At 42.5% G+C, this 16,602-nt stretch carries 17 protein-coding genes; 13 read left to right on the top strand and 4 right to left on the bottom strand.

Annotated elements, in window-relative coordinates; translation table 11 throughout:
- Positions 1 to 89: 89 nt before the first annotated feature.
- Entirely contained in the window at positions 90 to 1,130 is a 1,041-nt protein-coding gene (epd, locus tag OCV27_RS02120; RefSeq protein WP_125321756.1) for an erythrose-4-phosphate dehydrogenase, read from the bottom strand.
- Between the two features lie 161 nt (positions 1,131 to 1,291).
- Positions 1,292 to 3,286 (bottom strand): transketolase, encoded by a 1,995-nt coding sequence (tkt, locus tag OCV27_RS02115; protein ID WP_337969362.1) that lies wholly within the window; start codon positions 3,284 to 3,286, stop codon positions 1,292 to 1,294.
- Between the two features lie 308 nt (positions 3,287 to 3,594).
- Between tkt and metK the strand changes: the two genes are divergently transcribed.
- The 7 genes from metK (at position 3,595) to ruvX (ending at position 9,287) form a co-directional block, all read left to right on the top strand.
- Positions 3,595 to 4,749 (top strand): methionine adenosyltransferase, encoded by a 1,155-nt coding sequence (metK, locus tag OCV27_RS02110; protein WP_125322937.1) that lies wholly within the window; start codon positions 3,595 to 3,597, stop codon positions 4,747 to 4,749.
- Between the two features lie 267 nt (positions 4,750 to 5,016).
- Positions 5,017 to 5,814, top strand: a complete 798-nt coding sequence (locus tag OCV27_RS02105) for a DUF2189 domain-containing protein (RefSeq protein WP_125322938.1) — start codon at positions 5,017 to 5,019, stop codon at positions 5,812 to 5,814.
- A 64-nt stretch (positions 5,815 to 5,878) separates the two neighbouring features.
- Positions 5,879 to 6,367: a SprT family zinc-dependent metalloprotease gene (locus OCV27_RS02100; RefSeq protein WP_125322939.1), complete on the top strand. Its 489-nt coding sequence runs from the start codon at positions 5,879 to 5,881 to the stop codon at positions 6,365 to 6,367.
- A 165-nt stretch (positions 6,368 to 6,532) separates the two neighbouring features.
- Positions 6,533 to 7,264 (top strand): 16S rRNA (uracil(1498)-N(3))-methyltransferase, encoded by a 732-nt coding sequence (gene rsmE / locus OCV27_RS02095; RefSeq protein ID WP_125322940.1) that lies wholly within the window; start codon positions 6,533 to 6,535, stop codon positions 7,262 to 7,264.
- Positions 7,265 to 7,276: 12 nt separating this feature from the next.
- A complete protein-coding gene (gene gshB, locus OCV27_RS02090; protein WP_125322941.1) occupies positions 7,277 to 8,227 on the top strand; it encodes a glutathione synthase in 951 nt (316 codons plus the stop codon).
- 56 nt (positions 8,228 to 8,283) lie between these two features.
- Positions 8,284 to 8,847, top strand: coding sequence for a YqgE/AlgH family protein (locus OCV27_RS02085; protein WP_125322942.1), 564 nt, complete (start codon positions 8,284 to 8,286; stop codon positions 8,845 to 8,847).
- Positions 8,848 to 8,864: 17 nt separating this feature from the next.
- Positions 8,865 to 9,287: a Holliday junction resolvase RuvX gene (gene ruvX / locus OCV27_RS02080; protein ID WP_125322943.1), complete on the top strand. Its 423-nt coding sequence runs from the start codon at positions 8,865 to 8,867 to the stop codon at positions 9,285 to 9,287.
- Between the two features lie 19 nt (positions 9,288 to 9,306).
- Here the strand turns inward: ruvX and OCV27_RS02075 are convergent, their stop codons facing one another.
- The gene (locus OCV27_RS02075; RefSeq protein ID WP_125322944.1) at positions 9,307 to 10,413 is read right to left on the bottom strand and encodes a PilT/PilU family type 4a pilus ATPase; all 1,107 of its coding nucleotides are present in this window, start codon (positions 10,411 to 10,413) and stop codon (positions 9,307 to 9,309) included.
- Positions 10,414 to 10,424: 11 nt separating this feature from the next.
- Positions 10,425 to 11,462, bottom strand: a complete 1,038-nt coding sequence (locus OCV27_RS02070) for a type IV pilus twitching motility protein PilT (RefSeq protein WP_125322945.1) — start codon at positions 11,460 to 11,462, stop codon at positions 10,425 to 10,427.
- Between the two features lie 24 nt (positions 11,463 to 11,486).
- Here OCV27_RS02070 and OCV27_RS02065 point away from each other — a divergent pair, with 24 nt between their 5' ends.
- The 6 genes from OCV27_RS02065 to hemW all read left to right on the top strand — a co-directional run bounded on the left by OCV27_RS02065 (position 11,487) and on the right by hemW (position 16,087).
- Positions 11,487 to 12,206, top strand: a complete 720-nt coding sequence (locus OCV27_RS02065; RefSeq protein ID WP_125322946.1) for a YggS family pyridoxal phosphate-dependent enzyme — start codon at positions 11,487 to 11,489, stop codon at positions 12,204 to 12,206.
- Positions 12,207 to 12,230: 24 nt separating this feature from the next.
- The gene (gene proC, locus OCV27_RS02060; RefSeq protein ID WP_125322947.1) at positions 12,231 to 13,049 is read left to right on the top strand and encodes a pyrroline-5-carboxylate reductase; all 819 of its coding nucleotides are present in this window, start codon (positions 12,231 to 12,233) and stop codon (positions 13,047 to 13,049) included.
- Positions 13,050 to 13,088: 39 nt separating this feature from the next.
- Positions 13,089 to 13,646, top strand: a complete 558-nt coding sequence (locus tag OCV27_RS02055) for a YggT family protein (RefSeq protein ID WP_125322948.1) — start codon at positions 13,089 to 13,091, stop codon at positions 13,644 to 13,646.
- A gap of 184 nt (positions 13,647 to 13,830) precedes the next feature.
- Complete coding sequence (locus OCV27_RS02050; protein WP_125322949.1) at positions 13,831 to 14,262, top strand: DUF4426 domain-containing protein; 432 nt, start codon at positions 13,831 to 13,833, stop codon at positions 14,260 to 14,262.
- Positions 14,263 to 14,290: 28 nt separating this feature from the next.
- Positions 14,291 to 14,896 carry an XTP/dITP diphosphatase gene (locus OCV27_RS02045; protein ID WP_125322950.1) on the top strand — a complete coding sequence of 202 codons (606 nt, stop codon included), beginning with the start codon at positions 14,291 to 14,293 and terminating at the stop codon, positions 14,894 to 14,896.
- A gap of 12 nt (positions 14,897 to 14,908) precedes the next feature.
- Positions 14,909 to 16,087 carry a radical SAM family heme chaperone HemW gene (gene hemW / locus OCV27_RS02040; RefSeq protein WP_125322951.1) on the top strand — a complete coding sequence of 393 codons (1,179 nt, stop codon included), beginning with the start codon at positions 14,909 to 14,911 and terminating at the stop codon, positions 16,085 to 16,087.
- The last annotated feature ends 515 nt before the right edge of the window (positions 16,088 to 16,602 follow it).

Genomic DNA, 16,602 nt, shown 5'->3' with positions numbered 1-16,602 from the left:
TATTCGTTATTAAAACTCACTTAGATATGGAGATTACCATTATTTATTTCAAGGCGGAAAATAAATACCTCTCCAGATGTATACTATACCTATTTTGCTGTGTGCATCACCATAGCAGTATCTAACATGCGATTGGCGAAACCCCATTCGTTATCACACCAAACCAACATTTTCACCAAATGACCATTGCTGACACGGGTTTGTGTCCCATCAACAATCGCGCTGTGAGGGTCATGGTTGAAGTCAATAGAAACAAGCGGAGCTTCAGTATAGTCAACAATTCCTCGTAATGTACACTGAGAAGCGTTAAGTATGGTTTGATTTACGTCATTAACTTTCACATTTGTATGAACTGTGACACTTAAATCCATCGCAGTCACATTAACAGTCGGCACTCTGACAGAAATTGCTTCAAATTTGTTAGAAAATTTCGGAAAAATCCTTTCAATACCTTTATGCAACTTTGTATCTACAGGTATGATAGATTGGCTTGCAGCACGTGTTCGTCTAAGGTCTGTATGATAAGCGTCTATGACTTGCTGATCATTCATCGAAGAGTGAATAGTTGTGATTGTGCCAGACTCAATTTCAAACGCATCATCTAACGCTTTAATAATTGGCACTATACAATTTGTGGTGCATGACCCATTGGAAACAACCTTATGCTCAGCTTTTAGAGTGTCATGATTAACGCCATAAATAATTGTATTATCAAGATCATGAGAACCTGGATGTGAGAACAACACTTTCTTCGCGCCCGCTTTAATGTGTTCTTGGCCATCAGCTTGTGTTCCAAACACACCAGTACAATCTAAAACCAAATCAACTTCAAGATCACGCCAAGGCAATAAATTTATTTCAGGCAGGTGCAGTATACGAATGGAATCAAATTCACCAGTACCTTCGTAGGGTGCATCATGGTGGATATATATGTGCTCTTGGTCGTGAGTGACTTTTCTACCAAATCGTCCATGGCTAGTATCATATTGCAGAAGGTGAGCCATCGCGTCAGGTTGGGCTAACTCATTAACAGCGACTACTTTAATTTGTTGGTTTTTACCGCTCTCATACACCGCACGCAGTACGTTACGACCGATACGGCCAAATCCATTGATCGCCACTTTTAGCATGATCCATCGCCTTACATCATTTTCGTGTCACAAATATTACCTGATAGATGTATAAATCGCATCTAGATAATAGGATCTGGCACCCATTTGCAGTCAAGTTCCGTTCAAAATAAATACCGAGCCCTTGTAAATAGAGCTCGGCTACTTATATACCAGAGCTATTAATCCAATAACTCTTTTGCCGTGTTAACGACATTTTCCGTGGTAAAGCCAAACATTTTGAATAGCTCACCCGCCGGTGCAGACTCACCGAAGGTGGTCATGCCGATAATGCGGCCGTCAAACCCTACGTACTTGTACCAGAAATCTGCAATACCGGCTTCGATGGCAATACGCGCTGTTACATCGGAGGGTAAAACGGCTTCGCGGTACGCGGCTTCTTGTCTATCAAAGGCATCGGTTGATGGCATGGATACAATGCGCACTTTTTTGCCTTCTGCTGTCAGCTCAGCCGCCGCGTTAACGGCTAACTCAACTTCAGAGCCTGTTGCAATCAGAATAAGCTCAGGCTGACCTTGGCAATCTTTAAGGATGTAACCACCTTTGGCAATGTTGGCAACTTGCTCTGTGGTGCGTTCTTGCTGCGCTAGGTTTTGGCGCGAGAAAATCAGGGCGGTCGGTGCATCTTTACGTTCAATCGCAAGTTTCCAAGCCACTGCCGATTCAACTTGATCGCATGGACGCCATGTATTCATATTTGGCGTCAAACGCAATGAAGCCATTTGCTCAACTGGTTGGTGCGTTGGGCCATCTTCACCCAGACCAATCGAATCATGGGTGTACACTTGAATGTTTTGGATCTTCATCAACGCCGCCATGCGCATGGCATTACGTGCGTACTCCATAAACATCAGGAAGGTTGCACCATAAGGCACAAAACCGCCATGAAGTGCAATACCATTCATGATCGCCGTCATACCAAACTCACGCACACCATAGTGAATGTAGTTACCAGATGCATCGTCAGCCGATACTGATTTTGAGCCAGACCACATGGTCAGGTTAGAAGGCGCTAAATCGGCAGAGCCACCCAAAAACTCTGGCAGCATTTGGCCAAAGGCTTCAAGCGCATTTTGTGACGCTTTACGTGAAGCAATGTTGGCCGGGTTAGCTTGTAAATCGGCAATGATTTGGCTGGTTTTTTGTTCCCACTGGGCAGGCAGTTCGCCATTTATACGCCGCTTAAGCTCAGCCGCTTCTTTAGGAAATGCTGCTGCGTATGCGGCAAATTTGTCATTCCACGCCGCTTCTTTAGCCGCGCCAGCTTCTTTGGCATCCCACTGGGCATAAACGTCAGCAGGGATTTCGAATGGACCGTGCTGCCAACCGAGTTGTTTGCGAGTGGCGGCAATTTCATCTGCGCCAAGAGGGGCGCCATGACAATCGTGAGAGCCAGATTTGTTCGGAGAACCAAAGCCGATGATAGTCTTAGTACAAATCAATGTTGGGCGAGGATCCGATTTTGCTGCATGGATTGCTGCATTGATCGCCTCAGGATCGTGGCCATCTACAGCCGCAATGACATGCCAACCGTAAGATTCAAAACGTTTCGGCGTATCATCAGAGAACCAACCTTCAACATGCCCATCGATTGAAATGCCGTTGTCATCCCAAAAGGCGATCAACTTGCCAAGGCCTAGTGTGCCAGCCAAAGAACACGCTTCGTGCGAAATCCCTTCCATCAGACAACCGTCACCCATAAAGGCATAAGTGAAGTGATCGACAATGTCATGATTTGGCTTATTAAACTGCGCCGCGAGGGTCTTTTCAGCCAGCGCCATACCAACAGCATTGGTAATGCCTTGGCCTAGAGGGCCAGTGGTCGTTTCAATACCTGGCGCATAACCATATTCAGGGTGGCCTGGCGTTTTAGAGTGAAGCTGACGAAAATTTTTCAGCTCATCAATTGACAGCTCATAACCGGAAAGGTGCAGTAGAGAGTAAATCAGCATTGAGCCATGACCATTAGACAACACAAAACGGTCACGGTCAGCCCATTCAGGATTAGCTGGGTTGTGGTTAAGGTGAGAGCGCCAAAGAACTTCAGCGATGTCAGCCATCCCCATAGGGGCGCCTGGGTGACCAGAATTGGCTTGTTGTACGCTGTCCATACTAAGAGCACGGATAGCATTAGCTAGGTGTTTACGGGAAGACATGTTTGCTCCTGAGTGCATTAAGCAAAAACAGATTTGATGGTCTTTTATTCTCTCAAAGCGCCCAAAGCACTGCAAACGTTTTACCTACTGAAAATACGCTTATGACACACTCTTAGCAGATAACATAAAAATCAATAATACTTATACTGACAAATAACAATATTTGAACATGTAATAAATAAAAAAAATGCTTGAAATTGGTATGAGGAAAACTAAAATAGACGTCTAGAAGTAGATACACCTACTATTATTCATACTATTCTAGTGAATAGACATATTCACAACCCCCAAATTAAAGCGGAGCTATCATGGCTAAACACCTGTTTACTTCTGAGTCAGTATCAGAAGGTCACCCTGATAAAATTGCGGACCAGATTTCTGACGCAGTACTTGATGCGATTATAGAGCAAGACCCTAAAGCCCGTGTTGCGTGTGAAACATACGTCAAAACTGGCATGGTGATGGTTGGGGGAGAAATTACCACATCCGCTTGGGTAGATATTGAAGAGCTGACCCGCCAAACCATTCGCGAAGTCGGTTACATTAATTCAGAAATGGGATTCGATGCCGATTCTTGTGCAATCCTAAACACTATTGGTAAGCAGTCTCCTGATATTAACCAAGGTGTTGATAAAACCGACCCGAAAGAACAAGGCGCTGGCGATCAGGGGATCATGTTTGGTTATGCTACCAATGAAACTGATGTGTTGATGCCTGCACCAATTACCTATTCTCACCTGCTGGTAAAAAGACAAGCTGAAGTACGCAAAAATGGGACTCTACCTTGGCTTAGACCCGACGCTAAATCTCAAGTAACTTTCCAATATGATCAAGGTAAGATTGTAGGCATAGATGCTGTTGTACTATCAACCCAGCACAGTGATACAATTTCTACTCCTGAACTGCGTGAAGCCGTGATGGAAGAAATCATTAAACCTGTTCTTCCTTCCGCATGGTTAAATAAAGATACCAATTTCTTCATCAACCCAACAGGCCGCTTTGTTATCGGTGGACCTATGGGAGATTGTGGTTTAACTGGTCGTAAAATTATTGTAGACACCTATGGTGGCGCGGCGCGTCATGGTGGCGGAGCCTTCTCTGGTAAAGATCCATCGAAAGTAGACCGTAGCGCAGCATATGCAGCTCGTTATGTAGCAAAAAATATTGTTGCAGCGGGGCTTGCTGAACGTTGTGAAATTCAGTTGTCGTATGCTATTGGTGTTGCAGATCCAACGTCAATTATGGTTGAAACATTTAGTACAGAAAAAGTCTCCAAAGAGATCATTGTTGAGGCAGTTCGTCAACACTTTGATCTACGTCCATATGGCCTTCAAGAGATGCTTAACCTTCTTCAACCAATTTATAAGAAGACGGCGGCATACGGTCACTTTGGTCGTGAAGAATTCCCATGGGAAGCAACAGATAAAGCCGTTCTATTACGTGAATTCGCTGGTTTAAACTAGTTTAATTTCGCCAAATTATGTTCAAAGGGCTTCTGGTTATCCAGAAGCCCTTTGTTTTATGCCGCAAAAAGCAGTCAGTAAATTTGTATTTTTTTGTTATGGGGTCAATAGTTAACAAAACGTTAAGAGATGCTTGAGCGTTTCTAACTGCACAAATAAAATACAGATGCACAGCTTAACAAGCAGTAGTAAAGCCGAGCATCTCATTCGCACACGTCACTTTCACAGTAAAGTGCCCTAAGACTGAGAATCGATCAAGGAGGATGTATGCCTCGTACGGTGAACGAACAAGAAGATTTGGACCAAAAACAAAAGCCCGTGCCGGACAGTGAATATGCACGCACTATTCCATGTAATGAGCTCAGTATATCGTCGCCCTTTCATTGGCTGTCACTCGGCTTGCAAGACTTTATACGTATTCCCTTAATTAGCGGATTCTATGGCTTATGTTTCATGGCATCAGCAGTAGGAATAGTTCTACTGGTGCAGTGGCAAGGTACCCACTTGGTTGTTATGCCTAGTTTGATTGTATTTGGACTAATAGGGCCATTCCTTGCTTTAGGTCTATATGACGCTAGCTGGGAACTGGAGAAAGGTCATAAACCCCGTTTATTACACTCGATGAAAGCAATTGGACGTAATTCTTCTTCACAATGGGCATTTGCAGTACTGCTCGCTGTATGTATGATTTTCTGGATGAGAATAGCAGCGCTGCTACATGCGCTATACCCTTCCGTGCAAGGGGCACCTATCACTGAGTTTCTACCTTTTCTTGTGATTGGGTCTCTCGTCGGTTGCGTGTTGGCTGCTATTGTATTTAGCATCTCAGCCTTTTCTATTCCACTAATGATGGAACGTAGAGTAGACATGATGACTGCTGTTTTTACTAGCTTCAACGCCGTAAAATCGAACATACCGGCCATGATAGTTTGGGCTGCAATAATCTGTGGTGGCATCTTAATTGGATTCGCTACTTACGGAATTGGTATGTTTTTCACCATACCCATCCTCGGTTACGGCACATGGCACGCCTATCATGATGCAATAAGGAAAAAGCATCATTAGCGCTAAACCTTAATCCATTATATGATTCGCCTCATAAGCAGGGGCGAATTTATTGGGAGTCGGGTTGGATAAGGAACTGATATACCGCGCACAAAAAGTTGCAGCACATTATGTAATCAAAGCTCAAAAAAATTTTAAGCAATCATTTCCCATACCACAATTGAACTACAAACTAAGAGGGAAAGCTGCCGGTAAAGCCTACTTACAACTCAATGAGATTCGCCTTAACCCCATTCTTTTCATCGAAAACCAGCAAGCTTTCCTAAATGACGTCATTCCACACGAAGTGGCTCACTTAATCACATACCAAGTGTATGGAAAAGTAAAACCTCATGGTAAGGAATGGCAACTTGTGATGGAGTCAGTGTTTGGAGTCGCCGCTAAAACCACTCATGATTTCGCCCTAACTTCAGTACAAGGGCAAGTCTTTGACTACCAGTGTGGATGTCAGCGCCATCCACTCTCCATCAGACGTCACAACAAGATCCAGCGCAGTCAAAGTCATTACCGCTGCAAACTTTGTCAGCAAACTTTAATATACATCGAGCCGTAATTTCATTACTGGAGTATTAGTATTTGTTTATTTACTCGCTGAAGCTAAACCAACAGTAAAACCAGTAAAATACCACCACTAACTTTGTTCTATCTCCCCTTGTTTTTTCAACGCAATGCATCCATGTTAGGGGTTCAGTTACCCTTCTATGGCCGGATATATCTGATGAGAATCCCACGAATTTATCACCCTCAAGCAATCACTCAACTTGGCAGTTTAACTCTCAGCGAAGATGCAGCAGGCCACGTGGGGCGTGTTCTGAGAATGAAAGCTGGACATGATATTCTACTCTTTGATGGCCTAGGTGCAGAATTTCCTGCCGTGATCAATCAAATAACAAAAAAATCCATAACAGTCGAAGTGAGTGAGCGTGTTGAACGAAGTAGCGAATCACCACTTGATCTCCATTTAGGGCAAGTGATCTCTCGCGGAGATAAAATGGAGTTCACAATCCAAAAGTCGGTTGAACTCGGTGTTAACACTATAACGCCTCTGATTTCTGAAAGGTGTGGCGTAAAACTGGATCAAAAACGTTTTGACAAAAAATTGTCTCAATGGCAAAAAGTAGCAATTAGTGCTTGTGAGCAAACAGGTAGAAATACCATCCCTGAGATCCGGCCTATTATGTCATTGGAACAATGGTGCAGCGAAAAGTATGATGGTTTAAAACTCAATTTACACCCAAGAGCAACATACTCAATAAACACCCTACCCACACCAGTTGAAAAAGTACGACTTCTCATTGGTCCAGAAGGTGGATTGTCTAGCCAAGAAATTGAAAAGACGAGAAGTTATCAATTTGAAGAAATCCTGCTTGGTCCTCGAGTACTACGCACAGAAACGGCCTCCCTAACCGCAATTACAGCCCTACAAGTTCGCTTTGGTGATCTTGGCTAACTGGAGAATAAAATGATCAAATTAGGTATTGTGATGGACCCAATAGAGGCCATTAACATCAAGAAAGATTCAAGCTTTGCTATGATGCTAGAAGCCCAGCGTCGCGGTTATGAAATTCACTATATTGAGATGGCCGATCTTCACCTTGATCAAGGAGTAGCAATCGCTGACACTAAGGTCGTCACACTAAAAGAAGATCCAAATTCTTGGTTTGAGTTTAAATCGCAACAAACTATTGAACTTGGCGATCTTGACGTAATTTTGATGCGCAAAGATCCTCCATTTGATACAGAATACATCTATGCTACTTACATTCTTGAGCGAGCAGAACTGCAAGGTAGTTTGATAGTCAATAAGCCTCAAAGCCTACGTGATTGTAATGAAAAGCTATTTACTGCATGGTTCCCTGAGTTGACACCAACCACTATAGTCACACGCAAAGCAGAAAAAATTAAACAATTTCGTCAACAACATGGCGATGTGATCCTAAAGCCATTAGATGGCATGGGAGGTGCATCAATATTCCGTGTCAAAGCAGAAGACCCAAATGTGTCTGTGATTATCGAAACCTTGACCAACCATGGCCAGAGTTACGCGATGGCGCAAACCTTTGTTCCAGACATAAGTAATGGTGACAAACGAATTCTGATCGTTGACGGTGAAGTTATGCCGTATTGTCTCGCTCGTATTCCGGCAAAAGGTGAAACTCGTGGTAACCTTGCCGCTGGTGGAAAAGGTGAAGCGAGGCCACTTACTGATACAGATAAAAAGATCGCTGCGGCAGTAGCGCCTACACTTAAAGAAAAGGGTTTGATATTTGTAGGTCTGGACGTCATAGGGGACAAGCTGACTGAGATAAATGTAACCAGCCCAACCTGTATTCGTGAAATTGAGGCTGCGTTTGATATCTCAATCACAGGCAAGTTAATGGATGCGATAGAGTGCCGCATAAACAAACAATAACTGCCTAAAAAAGACTATGGGTGCGCAATATGCACCTAATTTACTCTGGAGTAACTATGAATTTAACCAACCACTTTTTAGTTGCGATGCCGGGAATGAAAGATCCCTACTTCCAACGCAGTGTCATTTATGTGTGTGAACACAATGATGACGGAGCTATGGGTTTAATGATTAATGCTCCTATCGATATCACTGTGGGTAAAATGCTTAAACAAGTCGATGTCGAAACAACGCAACCTCAACTCAAAGTTGGTAGCCTTGAGAAACCCGTTCTTAATGGTGGGCCCGTATCAGGCGACAGAGGGTTTATTCTCCACCAGCCAAAAGATCACTATGAATCTAGTATAAAAATGACCGACTACATATCGGTTACAACTTCAAAAGATATCCTCGCTGTTCTCGGTACAGAAGAAGAGCCCACTGAATATATTGTCGCTTTAGGCTATTCAGGTTGGGAACCCGGTCAATTGGAAATAGAGCTTTCTGAGAATTCTTGGTTGACTATTGAGGCTGACCCTGATGTGATGTTCAATACTCCCATCAACGAGCGTTGGCAGAAAGCAGTACAGATGCTTGGTATTGATGCCTCTCAACTATCAAGTGATATTGGCCACGCTTAAACTAATTATTTATCATTATGTCTAGAACAATTATGGCTTTTGACTTTGGCACTACAAGTATTGGTAGTGCCATCGGACAAGAAATAACAGGTACCGCCTCTCCACTTAAAGCATTTAAAGCTAAAGACGGCATTCCAAATTGGGATGACATCGAAAAACAGATTAAAGAATGGCAGCCGAAGTTACTGGTAGTCGGTTTACCGACGGATCTTCACGGAAAAGATCTTGACAGCATTGCTCCAAGGGCAAAGAAGTTCGCCAATAGATTACATGGCCGTTTTGGTCTGCTTGTTGAGCTTCATGATGAGCGTCTATCAACCACAGAGGCTCGTGCGGATCTCTTTGACCTCGGTGGCTACAAAGCCCTTACGAAGGGCAATGTAGACTGCCAATCGGCAGTCATAATTCTTGAAAGCTGGTTTGAAGCTCAATATGGTTAATTAGGACATTTTGAACTAGTTAATCCATATCAATTTTGACGTCAGCTAAAGCCCCACCCCCAAAACTCTCGCCACGCTGAGTTTTGAGCATGATGCGCAAGTCATTCGCTGAGTCGGCACTGTGAAGCGCATCATCTTCTGCGATCTTATCGTCTATAAGTAATTGATATAGAGCTTGATCGAAAGTCTGCATACCCGATTGCTGCGATTTTCCCATGGTGTTTTTGAGTTCATGCAGATCGCCACGACGTATTAGATCCGAAACCCTAGGGCTGTTTAGCAAAATCTCAAAGACGCCGTGGCGACCATTACCATGTTTATCGCGCAGTAGTTGCTGAGCAACCACGCCTCTTAAGTTCATAGAAAGATCAAATAAAAACTGCTCTTTTTGCTCTTTAGGGACAAGATGAAGAATACGCTCAAGTGCTTGATTAGCATTATTCGCGTGTAAGGTTGCCATGCAAAGATGGCCTGTTTCTGCAAACGTCATCGCAAACTCCATCGTCTCCCGAGACCGAATTTCACCAATCAAGATCATATCAGGAGCCTGTCGCAAGGAGTTTTTCAAAGCGACTTCATAGCTGTTTGTATCAAGACCAACTTCCCTCTGAGTAACGATACATTTACCATGCTCATGGACAAATTCTATTGGATCTTCAACCGTTAAAATATGCCCACTTTTATGATTATTTCGGTGCCCAGTCATTGCAGCCATAGTGGTTGATTTACCCGAACCAGTCGCACCAACAACCAAGACTAAACCACGCTTAGCTATAGATAAATCTTTTAATATTTCAGGTAATTTAAGCTCATCAAAGGTGGGAATAGTTGTTTCAATACGACGAATTACTGCTCCCGGTAACTCACGCTGGTAAAAAGCTGAAATTCGAAAACGACCAAAGTCTTTTACAATCGCAAAATTAGCTTCTCTGCTCTGAGCAAATTCACTCTGGCGACTCTCATCCATTACATTATGTAATAATGCTGATACTGCTTGCTGTGACAAACTATCACCAAGCGGTTTTAAATCACCATTAACTCGATATAGAAGAGGAGCGCCGACAGTAATATATAAGTCCGATGCCTTCTCACTCAACATACCTTGCAGGCAAGCATTGATATCCATCACATCCTCTCTCATATCATCCCAGACTCAGCTTCAATTTTTTTCGCCACCTCTTCTGCATCAACCAGTCCCTGAGCAATCAATTGCTTCGAGTGTTGCTCCATAGTCTGCATGCCGTGAGCTGCACCCGTCTGAATAACAGATTGCATCTGGGCGACTTTATCTTCACGAATCAAGTTTCTGATAGCAGGTGTCGCCATCATGATTTCATGACAAGCCACTCGACCCCCACCAATTTTTTTCAGTAGTTTCTGCGCAATGACAGCTCTAAGTGACTCCGAAAGCATGGAGCGAACCATACCTTTATCACTGCCGGGGAATACATCAATGATACGATCGATAGTTTTAGCTGCAGAACTGGTATGTAAAGTACCAAACACCAAATGCCCAGTTTCTGCTGCGGTAAGGGCAAGGCTTATAGTTTCTTGATCTCGCAACTCACCAACCAAAATTACGTCAGGATCTTCTCGCAAAGCACTGCGCAAAGCATTGTTAAAACTATGCGTGTCTTTGTGGACTTCACGCTGATTTAGCAAGCATTTATTGTTGGTATGCACAAATTCGATCGGATCCTCAATCGTCAGAATATGCTTGTTATGGTTACGATTAATATAATCCACCATAGCGGCCAGTGTTGTGGATTTACCCGAACCAGTAGGCCCAGTAACAAGGATTAAACCTTTCTCCATATTGGCGATATTTTCAAAAGTTGCCGGAGCCTCTAGCTGCTCCAAGGTCGGAATGACGGTCGGGATCGTACGAAATACCGCACCACATCCTCTCGATTGATTAAATGCATTGACCCGAAAACGTCCAACATCTGGCAGCTCAAAAGAAAAATCAATTTCTAAATGTTCCTCAAATTCACTACGTTGAGAGTCGTTCATGATTTCAGTCACTAAGCGATGGACCTCAGAGTGATTAAAAGCGGGCACACCTAACTTTCTTACATCACCATCAATACGTATCATCGGAGATACTCCAGCAGAAAGATGTAGATCTGACGCATTATGCTTTACACTAAAGTCCAGTAATTCAGCGATATCCATTTCAAATCCTTACTAAAGTTAACTATGAGTAATATTCAACAAAATATTGAACAGATCACCTCACAGATTACAGCGGCACAACAAAAGTGTGGACGCCCTACGGGCTCAGTGCAACTTCTGGCGGTAAGTAAAACCAAACCCAAGCAAGCTATTTTAGACGCAGCTCACGCTGGCCAAATAGCCTTTGGTGAAAACTATGTTCAGGAAGGCATTGATAAAATTGCCTATTTTTCTGAAAATCATCCTGATTTAGCACTAGAGTGGCACTTTATCGGCCCGATACAATCTAACAAAACTCGTCTGGTGGCTGAAAGCTTTGCTTGGGTACATACCATAGACCGCGCTAAGATAGCTCAACGTCTCAATGACCAACGTCCAGAAGGTATGCAACCTATTCAGGTACTGATTCAAGTCAATACCAGTAGTGAGAGTTCAAAATCAGGAGCAAGTGAATATGACGAAATCTTTGCCTTAGCAGAGTTGATTTCTTCACTTCCAAACCTCACTTTAAGAGGGTTGATGTCGATTCCTGCTAATGTTTCTAACTATCAGTCGCAATTGGCCGCATTTAGCCAATTAGCTGAGTTAAAAAACAAGCTTGTGAAGCGCTTCCCAACCCTTCCCCTTGATACGCTTTCTATGGGGATGAGTGGTGATATGGAACCAGCGATTGAAGCTGGAAGCACTATGGTACGGATTGGAACAGCGATTTTTGGTACTCGTGACTATAACAATAAGGCTTAAGCCAAAATAAAAAGAACTGAATAAATGGAAGATAAGAAAATTGCCTTTATCGGCGCAGGCAACATGGTGAAAGCTATTGTATCTGGCTTGGTATCAGGGGGCTACAATGCTTCATATATCACAGCTACAGCGCCTTCAGATACAAGACGCCTACTACTAGAGCAAGAATTTTCAATTCGCACCACCAGCGACAACATTAGCGCTGCTAAGCAAGCAGATGTAGTGATTTTGGCGGTTAAACCACAGATGATGCAAGAGGTATGCGCTACTCTACAATCTGTCGATTGGTCTGATAAACTAGTGATTTCAATTGCGGCCGGAGTTGGCTGCCAACGTTTATGTGAGATGCTTGATCACAACTTAAATATTATTCGTGTCATGCCAAATACGCCATCGCAACTCGGTTTTGGCATGAGTGGTATGTTTGCGCCTGTGCGAGTATGTGAGGCCGATAAATCTTTTGCCACTTCTTTGATGAGCGCGGTCGGAAAAACTTGCTGGATAGAGAAAGAAAGTAATATCAATAATATCATTGCAGCCGCTGGAAGTGCACCTGCCTATTTTTTTCTGTTTATGGAAGCTATGCAAGCCGAAGCTATCGCTCAAGGTTTTGATAGGCAAACCGCTCGTGAGCTGGTTCAACAATCTGCATTGGGTGCTGCGCAGATGGTGGTAACGAATCAAGAAATAGAGTTATCGACATTGCGCGAGCAAGTAACTTCTAAAGGTGGTACCACAGCAGAAGCACTGCGCACATTTAACCAACATCAACTTTCGGATATAGTAGCAAAAGCGATGCAAGCCGCTGTTACACGTGCCGAAGAAATGGAAAAACTGTATTAATCAGATTGAGCTTTGGCTCTATGAAATTAAGGGTAATCTATGAATTCAATGAGTTTTCTAATTTCCACCCTGTTTGATCTCTACATTATGGTAGTGATCTTACGTATTTGGTTGCAGGCTGCTCGTGCAGACTTCTACAATCCATTCTCACAATTTGTTATCAAAGCGACTCAACCTGTGGTGGCTCCACTTCGTCGAGTCATCCCCTCATTGGGCAACCTTGACCTAGCAACCGTCTTATTTGCTTATGTGCTCTGCATTCTCAAATTTGTCACGCTGATTTTCATTGCCTCTAATGGTTCGGTCTCTTTCAGTGCTGAGTTCTTATACCTAGGTCTACTCTCTCTTATTAAAGCCGCTGGTGGCTTATTATTTTGGGTGCTGCTTATTCGTGCTATTTTAAGCTGGGTGAGCCAAGGCCGCAGTCCAGTTGAGTATGTATTCCATCAGTTAACCGAACCTATGTTGGCACCAATAAGACGCATCATTCCCGCTATGGGCGGATTTGATTTAAGCGTACTAGTGCTTTTTATTGGCTTACAGTTCGCTAACTTTTTAATGGGCGATCTTATTGGACCAATTTGGTATCAGTTGTAACGGCTAGGTACCGTACACTAAACAATGATTACATTAGTAAAAGCCATCTTATCGATGGCTTTTATTTTATTTTTTGTACCACAGTAAATCATAATATGCAGGTGAGGAACCATCTTCTTCTGTGTATCATTAGAGAGTGGAGCTACCTTTCCAATCTATATAACTCAGTTGTTTAGGATAAATAATGAAAACATGGATCACTGTTATACTCGCTTTTTTGTTCTCTTTCCCAAGCTCGGCAGAGCAGTTTAAAACCATCAAAGAAATTGAAGTTCATTACTCAGCGTTTAATTCAACTTTTCTTACCTCGCAAGTCGCCAGCAACTACCAGCTTAAACGTAATGGTTACTCCGCAATTTTGAATATTAGTGTGCTAGATACCTATCAAGCTGGAAAACCCGCTATGACTGCCAAGATTACAGGTGATGCTAAAAACCTAATTGGTCAAATAAAAACGCTTGAGTTTACGGAAGTCAAAGAAGGGAACGCTATTTACTACTTGGCAGAATTTTCCATTTCTGATGAAGAGAATCTTACTTTTAATATTGATATCAATGCTGGTAATAAAGGCACTGGAAGGTTAAAGTTCTCTCAAAAATTTTATGTAGAAGAGTAAGAGCTACACTTACTGTTAAGGCAATATCATGAATACAAAAAAAATTGTTCTCGCGACAGGTAATCAAGGAAAAGTTCGGGAGATGGCTGGGTTTATTGAAAATTTTGGTTTTGATGTCCTTGCCCAAAGTGAATTCAAGGTCTCAGAAGTAGCAGAAACAGGCACAACATTTATTGAAAACGCAATTATTAAAGCTCGACATGCTGCCAAAGAAACTGGACTACCAGCGATCGCTGATGACTCTGGCTTGGAAGTCGACTTTCTTCAAGGTGCGCCAGGCGTCTATTCTGCTCGTTACGCTGGCGAAGACGCGACAGATAAACAGAATATAGAAAAATTGCTTGCTGCCATGCAAAATGTTCCAGAAAATCAACGAAGCGCTCGTTTTCACTGCGTGTTAGTTATGATGCGCCACGAATTCGATCCTACTCCAATTGTTTGTCACGGGATTTGGGAAGGCAAAATCCTAACCAATGCTCATGGTCAAAATGGTTTTGGCTACGATCCTATTTTCTTTGTCCCCGAAGAAAATTGCGCATCGGCAGAACTTGAACCACAGCGTAAAAAACAATTATCACATCGCGGCAAAGCTCTGCAAAAGCTCTTTAGCCAATTATCTTTCCAACCTCTGTAAACCTAGTTTGAAATGAGTCAACTGATACCACCACCGTTAAGCCTTTATGTACACATTCCGTGGTGCGTACAAAAGTGTCCCTATTGCGACTTTAACTCTCATGCCCTAAAAACAGAGATCCCAGAGCAAGCGTATATTGCGGCATTATTGCAAGATTTAGATACCGATATTGAGCGGTATCAGATAAAAAATAACTCACGCCCTCTGCATTCGATTTTTATAGGTGGTGGCACCCCAAGTTTATTTTCAGCCCAAGCAATTGCAGATTTACTACAAGCTATTGAAGCCAGAATTCCATTTAAAGCTGAGATTGAGATTACCATGGAAGCCAACCCTGGTACGATTGAATCAGAACGCTTCATGGGCTATAAAAAAGCGGGAATTACGCGAATATCTGTCGGTGTACAGAGCTTTGAGCAGTCCAAGCTCATCAAGCTGGGGAGAATTCACGGCCAAGAAGAAGCAGTCAATGCAGCAAATCTTGCTCATCAAATCGACTTAAATAGTTTTAATCTCGACTTGATGCACGGTTTACCTAATCAATCTGTTAATCAAGCTTTAAACGACCTTGAAAAAGCGATTGAACTCGACCCTCCGCACTTATCTTGGTATCAATTAACGATTGAGCCCAACACTCTATTTCACTACAAACGTCCCACTTTGCCCGATGATGATGACTTATGGAAAATATTCGAACAAGGGCACAAAAAGCTTAATCATGCGGGTTATGTACAATATGAAATATCAGGTTACAGCAAACCTAATCATCAATGTCAGCATAACCTCAACTATTGGCGTTTTGGTGATTACTTAGGGATTGGCTGCGGCTCTCACGGCAAAGTAAGCTTTGCTGATGGTCGGATAATACGCACGACAAAGATAAAGCACCCTAAAGGCTATCTTGCGGCCTACAACAATATGATCAAACCCTATCTTTACAGCGAAGATGAGGTTGCGCTAGCAGATCGCCCGTTTGAATTTTTTATGAATCGCTTTCGCCTCATCGAAGCCTGCCCTAAACAAGACTTCCTCGACACCACGGGTCTTGGTTTTGAAACCATAAAAACCACTATAGATTGGGCAATTAATATGGGTTACATCAACGAAAGTGAAACACACTGGCAAATCACAGAGAAAGGCAAACTCTTCCTTAATGACTTGCTAGAAGCCTTTATGGTGGACTCTGACTAAATCAAAGCAAAACAAAATTAAGCTAAATCACTTATTTTGATCTAGAACTACTGTCACTTTCTAATGCTCTCTACACTTCAGTTGGCTATTAACTTCAGTTAAATATTAATAGAAATGAAAATTATTATAGGGATAACTGTAACGAGAGGCTCACATTATACTTATAACTTGTAAAAATTATAATTTACCTAGGAACTTTCCTCTCAATCTTCCATCAAACGTATAGTCCTTGTTTTTAAGTCTATATTTAGAGAGAAGTAAGGAACATACTTCTCTCTATAAAAGCTAAGATAGATTTATCCGACTAATTGGTTTTAGATGAATAAGTGGTTTTTAGATGAATGAAATATCAAGAAAACTATTTCTAATCATATTTATCATGGTGATATCTATCTCATCTACGACGTTTGAGTTAGTTATTGACAGTTTAAACACCGAAAATAATATCACACACCTCTTTCATGTTGACTCTGACAATTCTGATTTAGAAATTAGTAAGATAGTAGATAGCCATG

The organism is Vibrio pectenicida (assembly GCA_024347015.1).
GTDB classification, from domain to species: domain Bacteria; phylum Pseudomonadota; class Gammaproteobacteria; order Enterobacterales; family Vibrionaceae; genus Vibrio; species Vibrio pectenicida.
This window is presented reverse-complemented; position numbering and strand designations above follow the sequence as displayed.